Annotated in this window: 18 protein-coding genes; 5 read left to right on the top strand and 13 right to left on the bottom strand. The window is 38.2% G+C overall.

The window, feature by feature from the left end; genetic code table 11:
- Nucleotides 1-11 precede the first annotated feature (11 nt).
- The 5 genes from M998_RS03120 to M998_RS03100 form a co-directional block, all read right to left on the bottom strand.
- Complete coding sequence (locus M998_RS03120) at nucleotides 12-959, bottom strand: DUF1177 domain-containing protein (protein WP_068907457.1); 948 nt, start codon at nucleotides 957-959, stop codon at nucleotides 12-14.
- Complete coding sequence (gene pepE / locus M998_RS03115) at nucleotides 959-1684, bottom strand: dipeptidase PepE (protein ID WP_068907455.1); 726 nt, start codon at nucleotides 1682-1684, stop codon at nucleotides 959-961. Before pepE ends, M998_RS03120 begins: the two co-directional genes overlap by 1 nt.
- Nucleotides 1681-2883, bottom strand: coding sequence for an aminotransferase class V-fold PLP-dependent enzyme (locus M998_RS03110; RefSeq protein ID WP_068907454.1), 1203 nt, complete (start codon nucleotides 2881-2883; stop codon nucleotides 1681-1683). The genes pepE and M998_RS03110 overlap by 4 nt, the downstream gene beginning before the upstream one ends.
- An 18-nt stretch (nucleotides 2884-2901) precedes the next feature.
- Complete coding sequence (locus tag M998_RS03105) at nucleotides 2902-4530, bottom strand: OPT/YSL family transporter (RefSeq protein ID WP_068442896.1); 1629 nt, start codon at nucleotides 4528-4530, stop codon at nucleotides 2902-2904.
- Nucleotides 4531-4609: 79 nt separating this feature from the next.
- A complete protein-coding gene (locus M998_RS03100; RefSeq protein WP_068442899.1) occupies nucleotides 4610-5323 on the bottom strand; it encodes an IclR family transcriptional regulator in 714 nt (237 codons plus the stop codon).
- Between the two features lie 486 nt (nucleotides 5324-5809).
- On the opposite strand from M998_RS03100, the gene M998_RS03095 reads away from it, so the two are divergent.
- Nucleotides 5810-7009 (top strand): nicotinamide mononucleotide deamidase-related protein YfaY, encoded by a 1200-nt coding sequence (locus tag M998_RS03095; protein ID WP_068907452.1) that lies wholly within the window; start codon nucleotides 5810-5812, stop codon nucleotides 7007-7009.
- Between the two features lie 97 nt (nucleotides 7010-7106).
- Here the strand turns inward: M998_RS03095 and M998_RS03090 are convergent, their stop codons facing one another.
- Entirely contained in the window at nucleotides 7107-7538 is a 432-nt protein-coding gene (locus M998_RS03090) for a DUF5339 family protein (RefSeq protein WP_068442905.1), read from the bottom strand.
- 191 nt (nucleotides 7539-7729) lie between these two features.
- Nucleotides 7730-8164: a universal stress protein gene (locus M998_RS03085; protein WP_068442908.1), complete on the bottom strand. Its 435-nt coding sequence runs from the start codon at nucleotides 8162-8164 to the stop codon at nucleotides 7730-7732.
- A gap of 294 nt (nucleotides 8165-8458) precedes the next feature.
- Between M998_RS03085 and M998_RS03080 the strand changes: the two genes are divergently transcribed.
- Both M998_RS03080 and map read left to right on the top strand, forming a co-directional pair.
- Nucleotides 8459-8665, top strand: a complete 207-nt coding sequence (locus M998_RS03080) for a ParD-like family protein (RefSeq protein WP_068446447.1) — start codon at nucleotides 8459-8461, stop codon at nucleotides 8663-8665.
- Nucleotides 8658-9428 (top strand): type I methionyl aminopeptidase, encoded by a 771-nt coding sequence (map, locus tag M998_RS03075; protein WP_068907450.1) that lies wholly within the window; start codon nucleotides 8658-8660, stop codon nucleotides 9426-9428. The genes M998_RS03080 and map overlap by 8 nt, the downstream gene beginning before the upstream one ends.
- A gap of 62 nt (nucleotides 9429-9490) precedes the next feature.
- Here map and fhuB read toward each other — a convergent pair whose 3' ends face one another.
- The 5 genes from fhuB to M998_RS03050 form a co-directional block, all read right to left on the bottom strand.
- On the bottom strand, nucleotides 9491-11470 hold the full coding sequence (fhuB, locus tag M998_RS03070; protein ID WP_068907448.1) for a Fe(3+)-hydroxamate ABC transporter permease FhuB: 1980 nt from the start codon (nucleotides 11468-11470) through the stop codon (nucleotides 9491-9493).
- Nucleotides 11467-12390 (bottom strand): iron-siderophore ABC transporter substrate-binding protein, encoded by a 924-nt coding sequence (locus M998_RS03065; protein ID WP_082912989.1) that lies wholly within the window; start codon nucleotides 12388-12390, stop codon nucleotides 11467-11469. The genes fhuB and M998_RS03065 overlap by 4 nt, the downstream gene beginning before the upstream one ends.
- Complete coding sequence (locus M998_RS03060) at nucleotides 12381-13157, bottom strand: ABC transporter ATP-binding protein (protein ID WP_068442917.1); 777 nt, start codon at nucleotides 13155-13157, stop codon at nucleotides 12381-12383. Before M998_RS03060 ends, M998_RS03065 begins: the two co-directional genes overlap by 10 nt.
- Nucleotides 13158-13218: 61 nt before the next feature.
- On the bottom strand, nucleotides 13219-15294 hold the full coding sequence (locus M998_RS03055) for a TonB-dependent siderophore receptor (protein WP_068907446.1): 2076 nt from the start codon (nucleotides 15292-15294) through the stop codon (nucleotides 13219-13221).
- Between the two features lie 261 nt (nucleotides 15295-15555).
- Nucleotides 15556-15987: a carboxymuconolactone decarboxylase family protein gene (locus M998_RS03050; RefSeq protein ID WP_068907444.1), complete on the bottom strand. Its 432-nt coding sequence runs from the start codon at nucleotides 15985-15987 to the stop codon at nucleotides 15556-15558.
- 132 nt (nucleotides 15988-16119) lie between these two features.
- Here M998_RS03050 and pdxR point away from each other — a divergent pair, with 132 nt between their 5' ends.
- Entirely contained in the window at nucleotides 16120-17559 is a 1440-nt protein-coding gene (pdxR, locus tag M998_RS03045) for a MocR-like pyridoxine biosynthesis transcription factor PdxR (RefSeq protein WP_082912988.1), read from the top strand.
- Between the two features lie 284 nt (nucleotides 17560-17843).
- A complete protein-coding gene (locus M998_RS03040) occupies nucleotides 17844-19130 on the top strand; it encodes a dicarboxylate/amino acid:cation symporter (protein WP_068442927.1) in 1287 nt (428 codons plus the stop codon).
- A 75-nt stretch (nucleotides 19131-19205) separates the two neighbouring features.
- On the opposite strand, the gene M998_RS03035 is transcribed toward M998_RS03040, so the two are convergent.
- Nucleotides 19206-20087 (bottom strand): LysR substrate-binding domain-containing protein, encoded by an 882-nt coding sequence (locus M998_RS03035; protein WP_068907440.1) that lies wholly within the window; start codon nucleotides 20085-20087, stop codon nucleotides 19206-19208.
- Nucleotides 20088-20117: the final 30 nt, after the last annotated feature.

Genomic DNA, 20117 nt, shown 5'->3' with positions numbered 1-20117 from the left:
TGGCATAGAGATTAATTACCTTGAATTTGAGTCAAAGAACCGTATAAATTAAATAAAGTGTCATATTCTTCATGCTGATAAAATTTAATTTTATTCCAACAAAATTGTTTCGCAACTTCTACGGTAAAACGGGTTGCATCAACCAGTTCGCTCTCATAACTTGCACCTGTTTCGCAGCCGGGAACAATCGCATGAGCAGTAATTGCTAATCCTACTACAGGGGATTTAGTGGCTACGTGAGGTTGCATAATCGAATTAAAATGATAAACGCCATTGTCATAAGGTGAAATATCTTGAGTTGTAATTGGGAATGTTTTTGCCATATTACCTGTTGCATATTCTAATAAACGAACCAAATCAGGGGCGACACGTAAAATATAACCTTGTTTGGCGGTGGGGGAGATAGCAATTCCGCGATGTTTAATAATGCTGTTACCTTTAGAGGTATCAATCGATAAAATAGCATCCATCTGTTCATCAACTTCATACTCATTCATGGTGGTGGATGACACCGGCATTCCCATAAAATCAACTGGATCATGCGGTGTGATAGAAACATGAGTAGCAATATGCGTTGTGATAATTACATCACCTTTGAGCCGGTGGCCACTTGATGCCATGTTAAGTAGCTTCATCGCACTGGCAAAGGCAACAATGGAACCATCTGCGTCAGAGACTAACCCTATACGGTTTGGCTGAGCTTGCTGAGCGCCTAAACGACCGATAATGCCGAATGTAGGATAGCGACCTCCTTGTAACTTACCTTCAGTGCCAGGAATAATAATTTTAATAAAATCACATAATTGGCTTGTATCTTCAGGTTTTTCATAATTTACTGAAGTTAAGATGATTTGGGCATTGGATGGGCTCACTGAACGCAGTAGCTCAGCCATTTTTTGTCCGTTAACATCAGGGGTGTCTAATAGTTCATAAACTTGGTTGACATAATTGAGTGACATTATTGAACCCCTTTAATCATATTGAGTGCAAAAGATTTGTTAGCTTGGATTTCATCTATTTGGTTCGGTGTTCTGAACCAAAGTGCATGTTTGTCACCCAAAATGGTTCCTTGATCATCTTCAATCAATAATGCACTCCCTTCATATAATGCAAGTAGTTCTTCATTAGGATTTATTGTTAAAAATTCATTTAGACGTTCTTCACGGCTCTCACCATTATGACCAACAGGTTTTCCCGAAATAAAGTGTGGATTTATTTGAAACGGTACAAGATTAAGTGCACTGAATGATTTTGGCTGTACGATAGGCATATCATTTGTCGTCCTTATGCTAGGCGTTGCAATATTACTGCCTGCGCTCCATCCCATGTAAGGCAATTCATTTTGCTTAACACGGCGAGAGATTAAATCGACCAATTGGGCATCATAAAGGCGTTTTAATAAAGCAAAGGTATTGCCTCCGCCAACTGCGATTGCTTGTGCTTGTTTTACTGCGGCAATAGGATCGCTAAAATGATGGATAGATTTAAGACCATAGCCCAGTAACTCAAATACGGGTTGAACAATTTTTTCAAAGTCATCAAAGCTGAATGAAACCGCGGCATAAGGGATAAATAAAACTTCTTGTTTTTTGTGCTGTAATAGACGATGAATTTGTTCGTGGGCATGTTCTAAATAATTAAGGCTTCCCATGCGTGAGCTGCTCATTAATAATGCTTGTGTCATTTCTGATACTCCTTAATAATATTTTTCATACCATGAATTAACCGATCAATTTCGGATTCTTGATTAAAATAATGCAATGAAAGGCGAGCCATTTTTTCAATTTGATAAAATTGTAAAATAGCGGTCGCCATAAAATGTCCCGATTCAATAATGATATTTCGAGTCTCTAATTCCTGCATGATGATATCGGAGGGAACCCCATCAATATTGAAAGGAATAATGCCTAATCGCTGGTGACTATTACTGGGTCCATAAATAGTAATATCAGGGATAGATAACAGTTGGTTCATTGCATATTCAGTCAGTTGACGGTTACGTAATTCTATTTGAGAAATGCCAATGTTATTGGCGTAATCAATAGCGGCATCAAGACTGATAATGGCTGGAATATTAGGGCAGCCGGCTTCAAAACGTTTGGCGGTATTCGGTAAAATAACGTTTCCGAATGTCGAGTCAATATTGCTATTCCACCAACCGACTAACATAGGCGTGAGTGAGGTTACTAACAGCTCACGAATAAATAAAATTCCTGTACCTTCAATGGCTCTTAGCCCTTTTCTGCCGCAAGAAGATAAAAAATCGCATTGCCATTTTTTAACGTTAACTTCATACATACCAATGGCTTGTGATGCACTTACGTGTGAGAGAACGCCATGACGTTTAGCGACTTCGCAAATAGCCTGAACAGGTTGTACGACACCTGTAATATTAGAGAGTGCAACAAAGCTGATTAATTTTGTTTTGAGCGTTATTGCTTGTTCTATTATTTCAGGCGATATAACCCCTTGGTTGTCGGATTTTACTGTAATGATATTTAAATTTTTTTCGGTGGCGAGTAATCGCCAAATAGAAATATTACTGAGCATTTCGGTATCAGGTAGAATAATTTCATCGCCTGATTGCCATGATATTCCTCTTGCGATTAAGCATATAGCTTCGGTACCATTTTTAGTGAATGCAATTTCAGTTTCCTTTGCTCCGATAAATTGCGCCATTTTTTTGCGGCATAATTCGACGCGCTGGTAAGTTTCCTTTCGGAAACTAGGTAAATAAATTCCTTGCTCAGCAGTTTGATATAAATAGGAATTAACAGCCTCGATAACCGGCTTCGGCGGCGGAGCGGCAGCACCGGTATCAAAATAGGCATAATGTTGGGAAACTAAAGTATCTTGGTAAATTTGCTGCCATAGATTAGTCATTAGGAATTCCTGTATAAATTAACGAGCCAAAAGTGACATCAATTTTGCTTTTATCGTTGGAAGAAAAGCTTTTGCCGTAGAGTAAAGTGCATCTCCTGCAATCAACCCACCAGCAAAGGTAGATATTTTGTCAGAGCTGACATTGAAGAAACGCGCAATAATAATGCGAATAGCTAAAGCGACCAGAACAGTCCAGCCTGCAATAGGGTAGTTAATCATTAGCCCAGTGGAGAACAACACGCCAATTTGATGCTTAGCACCACCAATAAGCTGAATAATTGCACCAGGGACAGCCCAAAGCAGAAGCATCATAGCGACTTCAGAAGAACTACCTGCTTGGATGGTTGCAGCGTATAAACGAGAGGCGGGAACAATTTTATCTTGTTGAAAATAAAAATCGTAAGTAAGGGCAACAACAATAAGTGCACAGAAAAAACCAATAATAGCGGCAAAATATTGTTGTTTACGCCCATAAATCTCTGCGCTTGGGTTTTTGCCATAGCCTCGGATCATAAAACCTGTTTTAAGGTCGAATCCCATATCTGCAAATGCGGGTCCGGTTGCCACACAAAAGCCCACTAAGACGGCTAAGGCTTCAGGTGGAAATCCTAGTAAAACACCTATCATCAAAGAGATAAGCGCTGCTGCAGTGGCAGGAAACCAGCCCGAATGCATTGCAGCCATACCGACAATCATTTCTTGAACTAGTGCTGTGAGTGTGGCAAAGATTAAAAAACCAATTAGCTGTGGCAATGTCATTGTCACAAATACTTGGCTAATGAATGTAAGGGTGAGGGCGGTGAGAAAATAAAAAATAGCCCCTTTAATTAATGTTTTTTTAATTCGACTACTGCTTTGAGCTAATTCATCGCTTTCTTCAATTTGTTGTTCATCATCCTTTTTCTTGCGAAAAACAATAAAAGCAATTTGAATGAGTGCGACGATACCCGCACCAATCATGACACCGTGAGGAACATAGTGTTCATAAAGGTTATAGCTAATTAAACCGGATTCAGAAAAGCCACGAATTAATAACCCAATAGCAAACATAAATAATGCAAAGATACTGCCAATCAACGCAATACCCGCAGATGCCATTGGAATACCAAAACCTGCTCCCGCTGCGCCAACAGCGAAACCTGCGAGTAAAGATCCAAGCCGTTTTCCACCTTTATTACCTGCCCATAATGTTTCAGCAGTAGCTACACCGGCTGGCCATGAAGCACTGGCAGGATAGGCTTTAGTATTAAAAAGACCATACAAAATAGTTCCATCGATAATAATGGCCATAAAGGCACCAGCCATCATTGGGTAAATTAACTCAGGCATGCCTAAGACCCAAGGTACGCCAATGGCTATCATCAATCCATTGGCTGCCGCAAATGTTGCTGCTGAAATACTGGTTTGAATTAAATTTTGGGCATCAATAAATTTAAAGGAAGAAAAAATAGAGATAGGAATACGAGATAATAAAATTGCTAATACTGCACCAATAATTGAAGTGTTGGCAGATATTCCAAGGGTAACAATGATTTGAATTCCAATAATTGCACCAACAAAAGATAATATAACGATTGCAATAAAAAGTGCAGGTGAAAAAATAGATACACGTACCTCTGTATCATTTTTATCTGGAGATACATTCATAGAGTTTACCTATTGTCTTTATATTTTAATAATTAACCATTTTATATTTCCAATGGTTTATTTTTTCCATAAACAATAATTAGAATATGGCGGATAACTGGCTGGCTGTAGACTTTAATAATGGGTAATATTCAATCAAATCTTTACTTTGACTTGATGCAGCAATACACAATGAACCTAAAACTCCTTTTTCAAATGAAAATATAGGCACGGAAAGACCTTGAGTCCCAGCAAGATAGGCTTCTTTTGAATATGCGTATCCTTCATCGGCATAGTGCTGTAGTTGGTTCTTTAAAATTTGATCTTCCTGTAAATGATGCTTTTCAAGATAATTATTAATATATTGAGTATCCATCGAACCAAGAATAACTTGCGTAAAAGGCGCCTCATGGAGTGCAAGTGCTTCCCCTTCTGTTGAGGTAAAACGAATAAAATGATCACTCTCTAATATATAATTACAAATTGCGATATCGTCGTAACGGCGGTATATAAATAGAGTTTCATGCGTTTTATCTACTAGCGGTCTCAGATAATCTGTCGCTAATTGTGAAAATTGACGGGTATTATTGGCGAGGTGTCCAACCTCAATACAGCGCAATCCTAATAAATATTCTTTATTTTTATTTTTTTGCAAAAAGCCCTGCTCTTCTAAAATATTGAAGCCTCGCTGTACAACGGATGGGCCTTTATCAATATGACGGGCTAATTCGCGTACTCCCCATACAGGCTTTTTTAATGAAAAGTGATTAAGTAAAGATAAAACAAATCCTGCTGATTGTAGTCGATTATTCATAATGCCCCCGAGCATAAAAAACTAAATGAAATGGTGGTCTTGTTATATTTATCGTTCCTTTGTCGGGAACAGTGTTCCATTTCTTATAATGACTATATTTAGATGAATTGGTATGTAAAGTAAATGACTTATTACAATAGTGTTAAATTGGTCACTTAAATGATTTTGTGATTGTTGAGTACTCAGTAAGATTTTTTGTATTTAATTGAATTTTAATAGAATATTTTTTAATTTGGCTGTTCCTTTCTGGGAAACGGGGGAGATCGGTGAATAACAGTAAATTTCTTATTTTTGAGCAAGAAGAGCACTGATAGAAGGAAGCAAAATAACTTCTGACTGAACAAAATAGTGATCAATAAGAGAAATTGTTGAATTGTTTGCATCAGCAATAGTTCTAAATACTGATGTTAGTTGAATTAGTAATAAGGTAGTTTATGAAGAGTATATTTATAGAGTAGCGGTGATTTTAATCAAGGGAGCCAAGAGATGTTAGTTGTTGAGATGCTAAGTACAGGTGATGAAGTGCTGCATGGACAGATTGTAGACACAAATGCAGCATGGTTAGCGGATTGTTTTTTTCAGCATGGGCTTCCTTTGAGTTGTCGAACCACGGTTGGTGATGATTTAACCAATTTAGTCGATATCTTTCTTGAACGTAGTCGTCATGCAGATGTGTTAATTGTTAACGGTGGTTTAGGACCAACAAGTGACGACCTCAGTGCGTTAGCAGCGGCGATGGCGTCGGGTGTTTCATTAGTGGAACATACTGAGTGGATTGAGGTGATGGAACGTTATTTTACTGCTCGCGGTAGAATTATGCCTGAAACCAACCGTAAACAAGCTTTGCTCCCTGAAAATGCAGAGCTGATCGATAACCCTGTTGGTACTGCCTGTGGTTTTTCTGTAGTGATTAATGATTGCACCTTATTTTTTACACCAGGTGTACCTTCTGAATTTAAAGTAATGATTAATCAACAGATTATACCTAGGATACAACAGCGCTATACATTACCGGAACCGCCAGTTTGTTTACGATTAACCAGTTTTGGTCGCAGTGAAAGTAGCTTAGCAAAACAATTTGATAACCTAATTCACCCTCAAGGATGTGTGCTGGGCTATCGTTCTTCAATGCCGATTATTGAATTAAAATTGACTGGACCCGCTTCATTACGCGAAAAAATGGAACAACATTGGCAAATTATTAAGCAGGGTGTGGGCGATAATCTGGTTTTTGAAGGTACAGATGGGCTAGCCAATGCGGTTAGTCAACATCTTAAAGAAAGGCAGTTGAATGTTGTGGTAAGTGAGCAATTTAGCGCAGGCCTTTTGAGTTGGACTTTGGATGCAGCTGATGTACCGATGTGTTTCAGCGAAGTTGTTGTAAAAAATCCTCAACAAAACCTGCAAAGCTTAATGAAATATGCACAAACTATTGCGCTACAACAAAACGCACAAATTGGTTTGGTTATTGGTAGCTTAGATGATGGTCAGTTAGCTTTGGCACTTTCTACACCTGATAATAGTTATGCTCAGCGGGTTCAATATTTACCAAATAATCATAGCAAAAAAGAAAAACAAGAAGTGAGTGTGATGCTAATGCTGGATATGTTATCCCGTTGGTTAAGCGAGCGTAATATCATTGGTCATTACGAGTGGTTGGTACAAACCGAAACCTTAACTGAATAATAAATTTTACTGTGATACCTAAATATTTTTAATATCTTAGATATCGAGCTATTTAATTAGCTCGATATTTGAATAATAAAAAATATCGTAAAGGAATTTATTCTTTATTGGGTCCGATCGTTTCAATAATATAATTTAAACTCGATATTCCTTTTTCGCAGGCGGTATCTCTAACGATTGAAGGCGTTTTTTCAATAGTATTTTTTAATGAAGTTAATTGGTCAGCATAGATTTCAGCGCCAGTAATATCAGGATTGTCTTTTAAATATTCAATGGCGGTATCTACCTTTTGGTAGAAATATTCACATTGATTATTACCATCTTCTATTGGCTGTAAGTTTTTTAATGATTCAGGAATTAAATTTTCGGTATTTTGTTTAACTAATTCAACATATTCCCCGGATTTGACCTGATCAACAAGAGACGTTACTTTTTCTTTCATGTTGGAAAATAGCATGACAACAGCGATAAGAACCGCAGCTAACACGCCAATGACGGCAATACCAATACCGATTACATATTTTTTCATTAGATCCCTTGAATGGAAAATAGAGAATAGCTTAATGATAGAAATTAGCAGCAATAAGGGTATTTGTAACTAAAAATAGTGCGTTTTTACAGTAATTTACGAGTTAAAACAATAACAAAGAAAAATCTTTTTTATGCTTCTTATTAAGAATAAAGGGAATTCATTGCGATGAATTCCCTTTATTTAATAGCTTACTGAGGGCAACGCACGGTTAGGACTGAAATTTTGGAGTTTTGGATAATCATTGATGCAGTTGATCCTAAGAAATAGGTCGCCATACCTGGACGTCTTGAGCCAATTACAATTAAGTCTGCAGAGATTTCATCGGATACCCGTAAGATTTCATCCCGCGGCGTTCCCATGACTACTTGAGCGCTATATTTACCCTCAGGGATTTTAAATTCCTCAATAATTTCTGTTAGCTTTTTCGTCACATTCTCTTGTTCGCTATCGGCTTTTTCCGCGAAGCCAAATCCCATCGTCGTATAAAAAGGTACTGTAGGAATAACAGCAAGAAAATGAATGTGTGATTTTTCATATTCAGCAAGGTACTGAATATGGGATAACACTAAATTCGCTAAGCTTTTCTCTGTAATATCAATGGGGACTAAAATCTTTTTATACATGTATTTCTCCAGCTCTTATTTATTGAGTTTATGCTGTAATGGAATTTTCTATGCAGATAAATTTATAGGGTATATCTCGTAAATCGATAGCCATTAGGCTGACTATCTCCTTAAGATAACGCATTAAAATAAAAAATACTTTGACGGCGTATTCAACTTAAGAAAGTTAATTTTGGCTTAAAAGGAAGGTTAATATTGATTTGTGCTATCCAGGCGCATTTGGCTACCCATCATTATACCAATGTTATATGATCTATATATGGATTATATGCATTTTGTATGTTGGGGGATGTTTTGGGAATAGTAAAGATTTCAGATGAACTGCATGATTATTTGCGCTACGCAAGCCAAGTTATGTCACGTTCGATCAATTCGCAAGCTGAATTTTGGATAAAAATAGGGATGCAAGCGGAGTTAAACCCGGATAAGACATTTACTATGTTAATCAATCAAATGCTTGAGAAAGAACGTATTGAACAAAAAGTGAGAACTCATGAGTAATATAACAATCAAAACCGCTGACGAAATTGAACTGATGCGGGAGTCAGGTCGATTATTAGCCCGTGTTTTTAAAATGTTAGATTCAATAATACTTCCTGGTATTTCAACTATGGAAATTAACGATAAAGTTGAAAGTTATATTGTTAATGAACTCGAAGCACGTCCTGCAAGTAAAGGGCAATATGGCTATCAATATGTATTAAATACTTCACTTAATGAAGTTGTTTGCCATGGTGTGCCAAAAGCCGATGAATTTTTAAAAGCAAAAGACATTATCAATGTAGATATTACATTGGAAAAAAATGGTTTTATTGCTGATTCAAGCAAAATGTATGTGATGCCAGAGGCTTCTCCTTTAGCGAAGAAATTGGTGAAAGACACTTATATCGCAATGTGGGAAGGGATAAAACAAGTTAAGCCGGGAGCGACGCTTGGCGATATTGGTTCTGCTATTCAACATTACGCGGAGTCTAATGGGTACAGCGTGGTTCGTGAATATTGTGGTCATGGCATTGGCCGTGAGATGCATGAAGACCCTCAAGTATTACATTATGGTGTCCGAGGGAAAGGTGTCGAATTAAAAGAAGGGATGACATTTACGATCGAGCCTATGATCAACCAAGGCGGCATGAAGATTAAAACTAAAAAAGATGGCTGGACAGTGGTCACTCGTGACAAAAAACTGTCAGCGCAATCTGAGCACACAATTTTAGTCACTAAAGCGGGTTATGAAGTTTTAACGCTACGTGATGAAGAAAAATAATTAAATTGAAAATAAGCATTAAATAACGCCTTCTGTTTCATATACCAGAAGGCGTTTTGAGTTTAGTTTGCCGATCTAAATCGATTAATCATCATGAGAATAAGGAAATAGCTTCCACCAAGGATAGCGACTAATGTTCCCGCCGCAATTTGGGAAGGGTAGATAACCATTTGTCCCAACCCATCAGCCCAAACCATCAACGTTGCGCCTAATAAGCCACCAAAAATAAGTTGCGACTTTACTTTCTGGGCGCCAAGAAGCGCGGCCATATGCGGTGCGACTAGGCCAATAAAGGCTAAAGGCCCTACCGTTGCTGTGACGAGAGCACATAATAATGCGACCAATCCGAGTAATAACATCGTGGCACGGCCAGCGTGTAGGCCGCGAGCTTGAGAAAAAGCGCGTCCAATACTGAGTAGCGTCAGCCAACGGTGAAGTGACAAGGTTAGGATAACCAATATTATAATCGCGGTAGCGAATAACCGAGATTGCTGGCTATTGACTCGATAGGTGGAACCTGAAAGCCACAGTAAAATACGATAATTACTCAGTGTTCCTTGTGCCAGAAAAAATTGAACAAATGCTTCAAGGCATGCGGTGAGTGAAATACCAATCAGAATTAAACTCGCTGGGGCAAATTGGTGTCGTCGTCCTAATAGTAATAAGAGGGCTAAAACAAATAAGCTACCAAGCAGAGCAACTCCCCATAATGATGTTTGGATAGTCGTACCTAATAGCATGCTCACCATGATTAAACTGACCGTTGCCCCTGATGACACACCCAGAATATCCGGGCTAGCCAATGGGTTATAAATTAACCGTTGTAAAAGAGTACCTGCAATGGCAAGTGCAATCCCCGCCATTAAAGCAGTTAATAGCCGAGGCCAACGAAGCGCCCATTGAAAGGATTCAGGTAATTGCCAAATAAATGAGGTTTCAGTGCGTTGTAGGAATGTCATTAACGTCATACCAACCAATAAAATAATAATGGTGATAGCTGCTGCGCGGTATAGCCATTTAGGTTGAATGATGGGTTTTAATACTAAGGTGAGTTGATCTTGCGCTTTAAAGCTGCGGCGGCTGAAGGCAATTAATGCTGGTGCACCGATAGCCGCTGCCATGACACCCGTTGGAATAACGGAATGTAACCATTGGCTAAGAGCAATGGCTAAGGTATCGGCAAAGAGCAAAAGTAGTGCACCAAGTAAGGCACTAGCGAGTAATTCACCCAACGCTGTTCTTGCGCCGAAAACTCTGACGATATTGGGAGCTAATAAGCCAATAAAGCCAATGATACCAATACTACTTATTACTGCGGCAACTAACCAAGTCGCTAATACCATAAAGAGAATAAAAACGGGGAGGACGGATAAGCCTCTTGCTTGTGCGCCTTCATGACCTAAGCGTAATACAGTTAAAATGCGCGGAGCAGCAGCAATAATAAATAACGCAGGTAGTAATTGCGGTAATAGCTGGATGACGACTGACCAGCCATCTTGTGTTAAATCGCCAGCGCCCCACATAAAGATATTTTGAGCAAACTGGCTATTTAAGGTGATCAATGCGGTTGCAATCGCCCCAAGTAGAATATTGACAACCATTCCTGAAACGATCAGCGGTAAGCCCGTCATATTACGTAGCCCAGTGATCAAAATAACAAAGATAAAAGCCAATAATCCGCCAGCCATCGCGACGAGTGGTGCAAAATCTGCACTTAAATCGGAAAAGCTAATAGAAAGGATCACTAAACCAAGCCAAGCACCCGAAGACGTACCTAAAGTGAGAGGCGACGTTAAATTATTTTGAGTCAGTTGTTGCATTAAACTTCCGACCAAGCCTAATGTTGCACCGACTAAAATTGCGATGACTAAGCGAGGAAGTTGACCATACAAATAAAATACAGCGGGAAAACTCTGAGCGGTTTCTGGTGTGAAAATTAACTGAATTTGCTGATTAAGAGAAAGTCCTTGCTCAAGTTGAAGGTTGCAAATTGCGAGTAACATCAGCAATAAGATAATAAGAAAGAGTGTTTTTATTTTCATGGCGCTGGTGCAATCTCCAGTAGGCTATCCGTGATCGCTTGTGCCATACGCTGTAATGAATATACCCCGCCATAGTTCCATGCAGGTGCAACCCCATTTACATGATGATTTTGCACAAATGGCATGGCTTGCCATAAGCGAGCACTCACTAAATTTTTTTCATCAGGAAAGGGACGCAAAAATAAAACATAACCATCGTTAATAGAGTGTAGTTCATTAATTCGTCGTTGAGTGATCCCCCAAGGACGAGGCGCTAATCTTATCGCGGGTTTCAAGCCTAAACGCTGCAATACATAATTTAAGCTCGCATTTTCAGTCGGAAGGAACACCGAGGTTAATGTTGAAAATCGAATTACTGTAACTTCAGTATTTTCGGGATAATATTGCGCTAATTTGGTTTTTAACTGGGCAAATTGTTTATCAAGTTGCATCAATTTAGTTTCTGCCAACGACTCTTTACCGAACAGTATTGATAAGGTTTTAAAATGGCGAATGGCGACGAGGGCAGCATCATCTTGTGCTGAAAAATTGGTTAAATAAACCACTGGTGCTATTTGCTCTAATAAAGGAATGAGATCTTGTTGCGAACTGCTGGCAAGGATTACATCGGGCTTTAACGAGGCGATTTTTTCAAGGTTAGGCTCTGCACGAGTCCCCACTTCCTGTATTGTTTTAGGCGCTATTGGCGCTACTACCCATTGGTTGTAACTGTCTACCTCAGTTGCGCCAATGGGGATGATATCAAGGGATAAAACCTGTTCCAATAAGTCCCAATCAAGTGTGATGACACGTTTCGGCACTGTGGTAAATGTTTGAGCGCCGTTATCATCATTAATCCTGATCTCAGCAAAGCTAAACGAAGTAAATAGCAATGAAATTACAATAATTAAAGTGTTAAACGAGGCGTGAATTAGTCGCATATGACCGCCACTTTTCGGTGATTTAAGGGCTCTGGGTGGTCTATAAGTTTAACGCGTGTTTCATATAGGTCAGAAAGACGTTGTTCATCACTGAGTATGCTTGCTTCACCTTCAAACGCTATTTCACCTTTTTTCAAGGCGATAATATGGGAGGCATACTGTAAGGCAAGGTTGAGGTCATGCAAGATCACGATGATCCCAACGTGCTGTGTTTTATTTAATTCACTTAATAAATTCATCAATTGATATTGGTGGTGAATGTCGAGTGCCGAGGTCGGCTCATCTAAAATCAATACAGGGGATTGCTGCGCGAGTAACATGGCAACCCAAGCACGCTGGCGCTCACCGCCGGATAAATTATCCGCAAGGGTGTCAGCAAAAGCAGTAACACCCGCTTTGCCCATGGATTGGTTGACAATCGAATTGTCATCATGATGCCAGCGGCCAAAAGTGCCTCGCCAAGGAAAACGGCCTAAACGAACTAACTCACGAACAGACAAACCCGCAGATGCAGGTAGTTTTTGAGGTAAAAAAGCGAGTTGCCTAGCAAGCATTTTTTGGTTATAACGGGCAAGGTTTTTTCCATCAAGCGTGACTCGTCCTTGGTCTGGCGTTGATTGACCTGCAAGTAAATTAACTAAAGTCGATTTACCGGAGCCATTATGTCCTAGTACAACAGTCAACTCTGTTGTGGGTAATGTCAGCGATGGAATAGACAAAATAGCGCGTCCATCACGAACAATATGAATATCACTAAGTTCAAACATAAAAATCTATCTCAATAAATGAAAGTGCCGCGCATACTTGATGATTGCGCGGCAAAATGTCTTACCAATTATATTTAGTTTGGATAACCACTGAACGGGATTGACCGTAGTAGCAATAATAATCGCACGCGGAAATATACTCTTTATTCAGTAAATTATTTACGTTTAATTGTAATTGCCATTGTTTGTTTAATTTATAGGTTGCCGCTGCATCCCAAAGTGTCGCACTAGCAACTGAGCGGTTGCTGCTGGCGGGGTTATCTTTTGATTGACCTAAATATCGAACGCCCGAACCTAGTGTGATTTCTTGTGTATTAGTCAGTGGGATCGTGTAATTTGCCCAAGCAGAAGCCATATGCATTGGAATTAATCCCGCTTGTTTTTTACCTTGTCCTCCAGTGTTATCCGTTTTCGCTTTGGTATAGGTATAGGCGCTTTGTATATTAAAGTTATCAGTGAGTTGAGCAACGGCCTCAATTTCAATACCGGTGGAAGTGACTTTTCCTGTCTGAGTTGCTACAGATGTCTTTGGATTGGTCACTAACGCATTTTTTTGCTCAATATCGAACCATGCGACATTAATATACCCATCAAAATAGTCAGGTGTATATTTTACGCCAAGCTCAAATTGCTCACCTTTTAGTGGGTCATATAATTCACCCGTTGCCGAATCGAGAGTGCTCATAACTTCAAAAGATTGTGAATAACTGGCGTAAGGTGATAGCCCATTATCGGCTAGATACATAACACCAGTATTCAGGCTAAACTCACCATCGTTACGTGATTTATTGATATGATTAGTTTTATTTTTATTTTCTGTTTTGACCCAATCATAACGAAGCCCCGCCACACCAATCCACTGACTATCAAATTTCACTTGGTATTGGGAATAGAGACTAGATTGTGTTTTATCGATGGTACGGTTGATGTTATTTGCAGGATCGATAGGGTTGTATTTGCCGTAAATAGGATTCCATGGATTAATGGGGGTAAATGCAAAACTGTCTTGTTCAGCCCCTTTTGTTTGGTGATATTGTAATTCAACACCGGCTAATAAGGTGTGTTCGAAGCGTTCTGAATCCCATTCACCGACGACATTATTATCAAAGGTGATACTTTGGTTTTTTCCATCACGAAAAACCACACCACGGCTTAATTCAGTTGCAGAGGTATCTGCATTTGGAAAAGCATAAACACTGCGTAAGGTGAGTTTGTTATAGCCATAATTTAAACGTTGGGAAAAGCGCCAAGTATCATTAAAACTGTGCTCAAGCAGGTAGCCTGCGGATAGCTGATTGCGTTTATATTTATCGTAGTCAGGTTCGCCTAAATTAGTCGAGGGTTTAATTTTACCAAAAGGTGATTTAATGGAAGTCCCTGCTGCAGGGAAGAATGGGTTTGTTGGTGTTCCATCATCATGTAAATAGGTACCCATTAGGGTTAGCATTGTATCGTCAGAGAGATCGATAGCTAAACTAGGCGCAAGGTAAATACGTTCATTATCCGTATGTTTTAATTCACCATCCCCTTTTTTCATGGTCCCGACTAGGCGGTAACGAACATTGCCTTCATCGTTAGCATTACCCGTAACATCAAAACCAAACCCACGCTGATCATTATTTCCAGCCTCAAGAAAGACTTCGCCTTTAGGGGTAAATAGTGGCTTTTTAGTCACAACATTAACGGCTCCACCCGGCGTTGATTCACCGAATAATACCGCAGAGGCACCTTTTACAACCTCGATACGTTCAAAACCATAAGGTTCCAATAGCCAAGTATAGTAACCATCACGAAATAGGCGGCTGTTATCTAAGTAAGTTGCGGCATCGAAGCCACGAATTTTAAACCAATCAGTGTCATTATCTGCGCCAAAAGGTTGTGCAACCACACCAGAGGTATAGCGTAGGGCTTCATCTAATTTTTGAGGCGCGCGAGTTTCGAGCTCTTGCTGTGAAATAATTGAAACAGATTTTGGTGTTTCTTGAAGTGAAGTATTCACTTTAAGTGCTTGAGCACTAACAACTAAAGTATCGGGAACTTCATTATTTTCTGTTTTTGCAAATGCGCTAGAAATGGGTAATGTTGCTGTAATTGTACTGAGTAACGCTATGGTGAGTGGATGGTGTTTGAAATACATAATGATATTCACAGTATATAGTTATAATGACGAATGATAATGGGAATCGCTATTATTACTAATAATCTTATTAAGGGAAATAATTATTATGTAAAGATTCAAAGGTCATAAGGGATACAGGAGGATATAGGAATAAAAAATGAAAGAGGAGTATTCGCTTTATTAAAATTCAATTACTTGATTAATAAGAAAAAGGCCAATAAATTGGCCTTGGCATACTGTTTGATATAAAAGCATAGCATCTAACGCTGAAGTAATATTCTACTGCCTTAAAGCAATAGCAATGCGATTAAATGCACTCATTAAGCCAATGGCAATAGTTAAATCGGAAATTTGCTCATCATTGAAATGGTGTTTTAAATCATTAAATAATGGATCAGGTGCTAGGCTATTTGCAATATTAACAACGGACTCTGTCCATGCTAATGCAGAACGCTCCGAATCAGAGAAATGGTGACTAACCTGCCAACCCGCTAAAGTATCAATTTTTTTATTGCTAACGCCCGAAGCGCGCAATGAGCTTGCATGTAAATCAAGGCAGAAAGCACAACCATTTATCTGTGAAACTCTTAAGTTAATTAATTCTATTAACTCTTTAGTTAACCCACTTTTATCGAGCGCTTTTTTGCAGTCAATTAAACCCTTGTAGGCATCAGGTGACAATGTGCTATAGGCTAATCTTAGTTCATTCATGGGTATTCCTTCTCTAACTTTGGTGGATAAAAAATAATATATATTTATAGCGCTTCAAGTCGTTTGTACGTACTTTAAGTTTATCTTGACCTATAATAAAGGTGCAAAAATTGAGAGTTAAACTAGGACAAGATGATGGATGACTTTTTGAATATTGATGAAGCGGCAAATATTCCGCTCTATATCCAAATTTATCAACGTTTTCATGAAGGAATAAATAGTGGGCAATTAAAACCCTTAACCCGAGTTCCTTCTATCAGAGTGTTGGCGAGTGAATTGAATGTTGCTCGCGGTACAGTAGAGCTAGCATATCAGCTTCTGATCAGTGAGGGGCTATTGGTGGCTAAAGGTGCAAAAGGAACATTTATTACTGAAATAGTTGAAAATCTTTCCAATAGTGCAAATTCGCTGAATAAAAAAGTCATGGCTGTTGCTGAACAGAGCGCTATACCTAAACATAATGCGAAATCAATTCGTCCATTTCAATTAGGGATCCCTGCCTTAGACGCCTTTCCGATTAAGCTCTGGTCTCGGTTATCTGCCACAACGTTAAGAGAGACTAACTCATCACTATTAGGTTACCCTGATCCGCAAGGCCTATTTGGTTTACGTGAGGAATTGGCAAGGTATCTAGTTATGTCTCGCGGTATTAATTGTACCGCTGAGCAAATATTCATCAGCTCGGGCTACCGTTCTAGTTTAATGTTGATCGTGCAAAGCTTACTCAATTCAGGAGATATAGGGTGGTTTGAAGAGCCGGGTTATCATATAGCACGTTCCTTCTTGCAGCATATGGGCATAAAGCTTGTACCCATAAGTGTTGATGATAAAGGCATTAATGTGGAGCAAGGGAAGCGATTGGCACCAGATGCAAATTTTGCTTTAGTCACACCAACGCATCAAAGCCCGACAAATATTTCATTGAGCTTAGAGCGGCGAATTGAATTACTTGATTGGGCTAATAAGAACAAAAGTTGGATTATTGAAGATGATTATGATGGAGAGTTTCGCTATCAAGGTCGGCCATTAGCTGCATTAAAAAAATTAGACAAATTCGAACGAGTTATTTATTGTGGCACAATGAGTAAGGCACTATTTCCTGCATTACGACTATCTTATGTTGTCGTACCAACTCATTGTATTTCGCAATTTTATTCCATAGCTGAAATTATTGGCAATCAATGTTCAGTTTGGCAACAGGAAGTCACGTATAAATTTTTTAAAGAGGGACATTTTTCTCGACATTTACGTAAAATGCGTAATTTATACCGCCAGAGAAGACAAATTCTTATTAATGCCATTAATGATGAACTTTCAAGTATATTTAAAATTGAAGCTCAAGCGGGGGGGATGCATATTGTTGTAGAGTTAATTAATGGACAGACTGCAAAACAATTTTCGGTAGTTGCAAATAAAAATGGGTTAAGTGTGGAATCATTAGATGATTGGTGTATCAAAGAAACGAATAAACAAATTTTATTGTTAGGATTTACAAATATATGTGATGAGATTACAGCTTATAAATATTGTCAGCAACTATTAAAAATTAGTACATATGAACAAGGAATTTAATTTAAGCTGTTTTTTGAAATAAAGTTAAATAGTGTTTTTTATATTGGTATCAATTATTTATTAAAAATAAAAAACACAGTAAATAAATGATTTGATTTTAAAAAGTGATTTTATTCAATGTATTACGTTGAATTTTTTTCTATGCGTTTTTTGCATACGATTTCGCCCATTTGCATTTCTCTTTAAGTTAAAAAAATGTAACTATCGAATTCAGGCTCAAGAGTCGCCTCCAATAAAAGAGTTTGGGAAAATCCCAACTTTACATAAATACAATAGGGGTCCGAATGAACAGACACAAACTCATGAAACAAATTATTATCGCCATTGTGCTTGGGGTTATATTAGGTTGGGCATGTCATAATTATGCTACATCAGTTGACGAAGCAAAAAATATAGCATCATATTTAAATATTATTACCGATGTGTTTTTACGTTTAATTAAAATGATTATTGCACCATTAGTATTTGCCACCATAGTATCCGGTATTGTTTCTATGGGAGGATCTTCTTCTGTCGGTAGTATTACCGTTAAAGCAATGGTTTGGTTTATTTCTGCAGCTATTATTTCGTTAGTCATTGGAATGGTATTCGTGAATGTATTCCAATTAGGTGTAGGACTTAATTTAACTGTGCCTGCAGTTGCTGTCGACAGTGGATTAAATACATCAGGTTTTACATTAAAAGCATTTATTACACATATATTCCCGAAAAGCTTTGCGGAAGCGATGGCGAATAATGAAATATTGCAAATTTTAGTTTTCTCAATCTTCTTTGGCTCAGGCCTTGCGTATATCTGCAAAGATAAAAAAAGTCCGATTGTAACTTTTATTGAAGATCTCTCGCGGATCATGTTCCGTATTACGGATTATGTGATGAGCTTTGCGCCTATCGCAGTATTTGCTGCAATTGCTTCAGCGGTTACCGTGGAAGGGATGGGTTTACTTTATGACTATGGCAAATTAATCGGCCTATTCTATGTTGCGCTGGCTTTATTATGGGGTGTCTTATTTTTTGTAGGTTATATTTTCTTAGGTAAATCAGTGTTTCATTTAGGTAAATTGATTCGGGAACCTGTTGCGTTGGCTTTTGCGACAGCAAGTAGTGAATCGGCTTATCCAAAAACAATGGAAGCACTAAACCAATATGGCGTTCCTAAAAAAGTGACGAGTTTTGTGCTTCCATTAGGTTATTCGTTTAACCTTGATGGTTCAATGATGTACCAATCATTTGCTGTATTATTTATTGCTAATGCGTATGGGATTGACCTAAGCATTACTGAGCAAATTTTAATTCTGCTTACCTTAATGGTAACAAGCAAAGGAATGGCAGGTGTTGCTAGGGCATCTATCGTTGTTGTTGCAGCGACGTTACCAATGTTTAGTTTACCTGAAGCCGGTATTTTACTTTTACTGGCAATCGACCAATTCCTTGATATGGGAAGAACTGCAACAAATGTCGTGGGTAACAGTATTTCAACAGCGGTAATATCTCGTTTAGAAGAGCGAAAGGGTAACTTGCACGAAGCGCCAGAAGTTACTATAGATGAAAAAGTAACGACAACAACATCATAGTAAATAATTAAAATTAAGATATAGAAATCCCTTCTTATTAATTAAGATGGGATTTTCTATTGTCATGAATAATTACTATTTCAAGTTTCTCATAAATTGCCAAAAGCGTTCTGATGAGACATTGAGCCTTGCTTCGGTTCGATAAATATAGACACCCATAGTAATCGAAAGGCTTTCATCCAAAATGGCTAATTCATTTCGTTCAATTTCATTTTTAATTGAATAATCAGGCAACCAACCTACACCGCTTCCATTCAAAATCATACGCTTTAGTACATCACTCATTGATGAAACAAACAGTAACTCTAAAGGTAAATGCTTATATTTATTCATCAGTTGATTTACTTGACGTCCCATATAGCTTTCATCTGTGTATTTTATGAGTGGTAAATTCGAGTTATCAAGCTGAAAAATAGGCTTTTTATTTTCATCACATAAAGAAACTAAATGTAAACGACTTTCCAATATTTTCGAGTGCAAGAAGGGGGAAGACATCAACTCTTCATTATAAAAAGAAAGGATAAAATCACTTTGACCTTCTTTTAATTTATGAACAGCTTCGTCAACATTTATTGATTCGACAAAGAAAATTTTGTCAGTATCTTGTGAAAATTGAGAGATAAAATCAGGAAGTAGAAAAACAGATAAGGAGTGCGCTGCAGAAATATTTATTCTTTGCTTTCCATTATCAATCCCTTTAATTCGGTTTATTTGAAAGTAAATATCATCAAGTAGATTTCTAGCATAGACAATAAAGTTCTTTCCCTGAGCGGTTAGTTGGAGTGGGTTTGTATTACGATCAAATATTTCAAATCCAACGGATGACTCTATCGTTTGAATTCTTCGACTAAAAGAAGATTGTGAAATATTTCGTTTTTCTGCTGCTAAAGTGAAACTTCGACATTCTTCTAGTACAACAATATCGTGCAACCATTTTAATTCTAGATTACTGATCATTGTGTCCCCAAATAATTTGTAGTTATTAAT

It is taken from the genome of Providencia heimbachae ATCC 35613, assembly GCF_001655055.1.
GTDB lineage: Bacteria > Pseudomonadota > Gammaproteobacteria > Enterobacterales > Enterobacteriaceae > Providencia > Providencia heimbachae.
The sequence above is the reverse complement of the archived record's forward strand: the minus strand, read 5'-3'. Positions and strand labels throughout refer to the sequence as shown.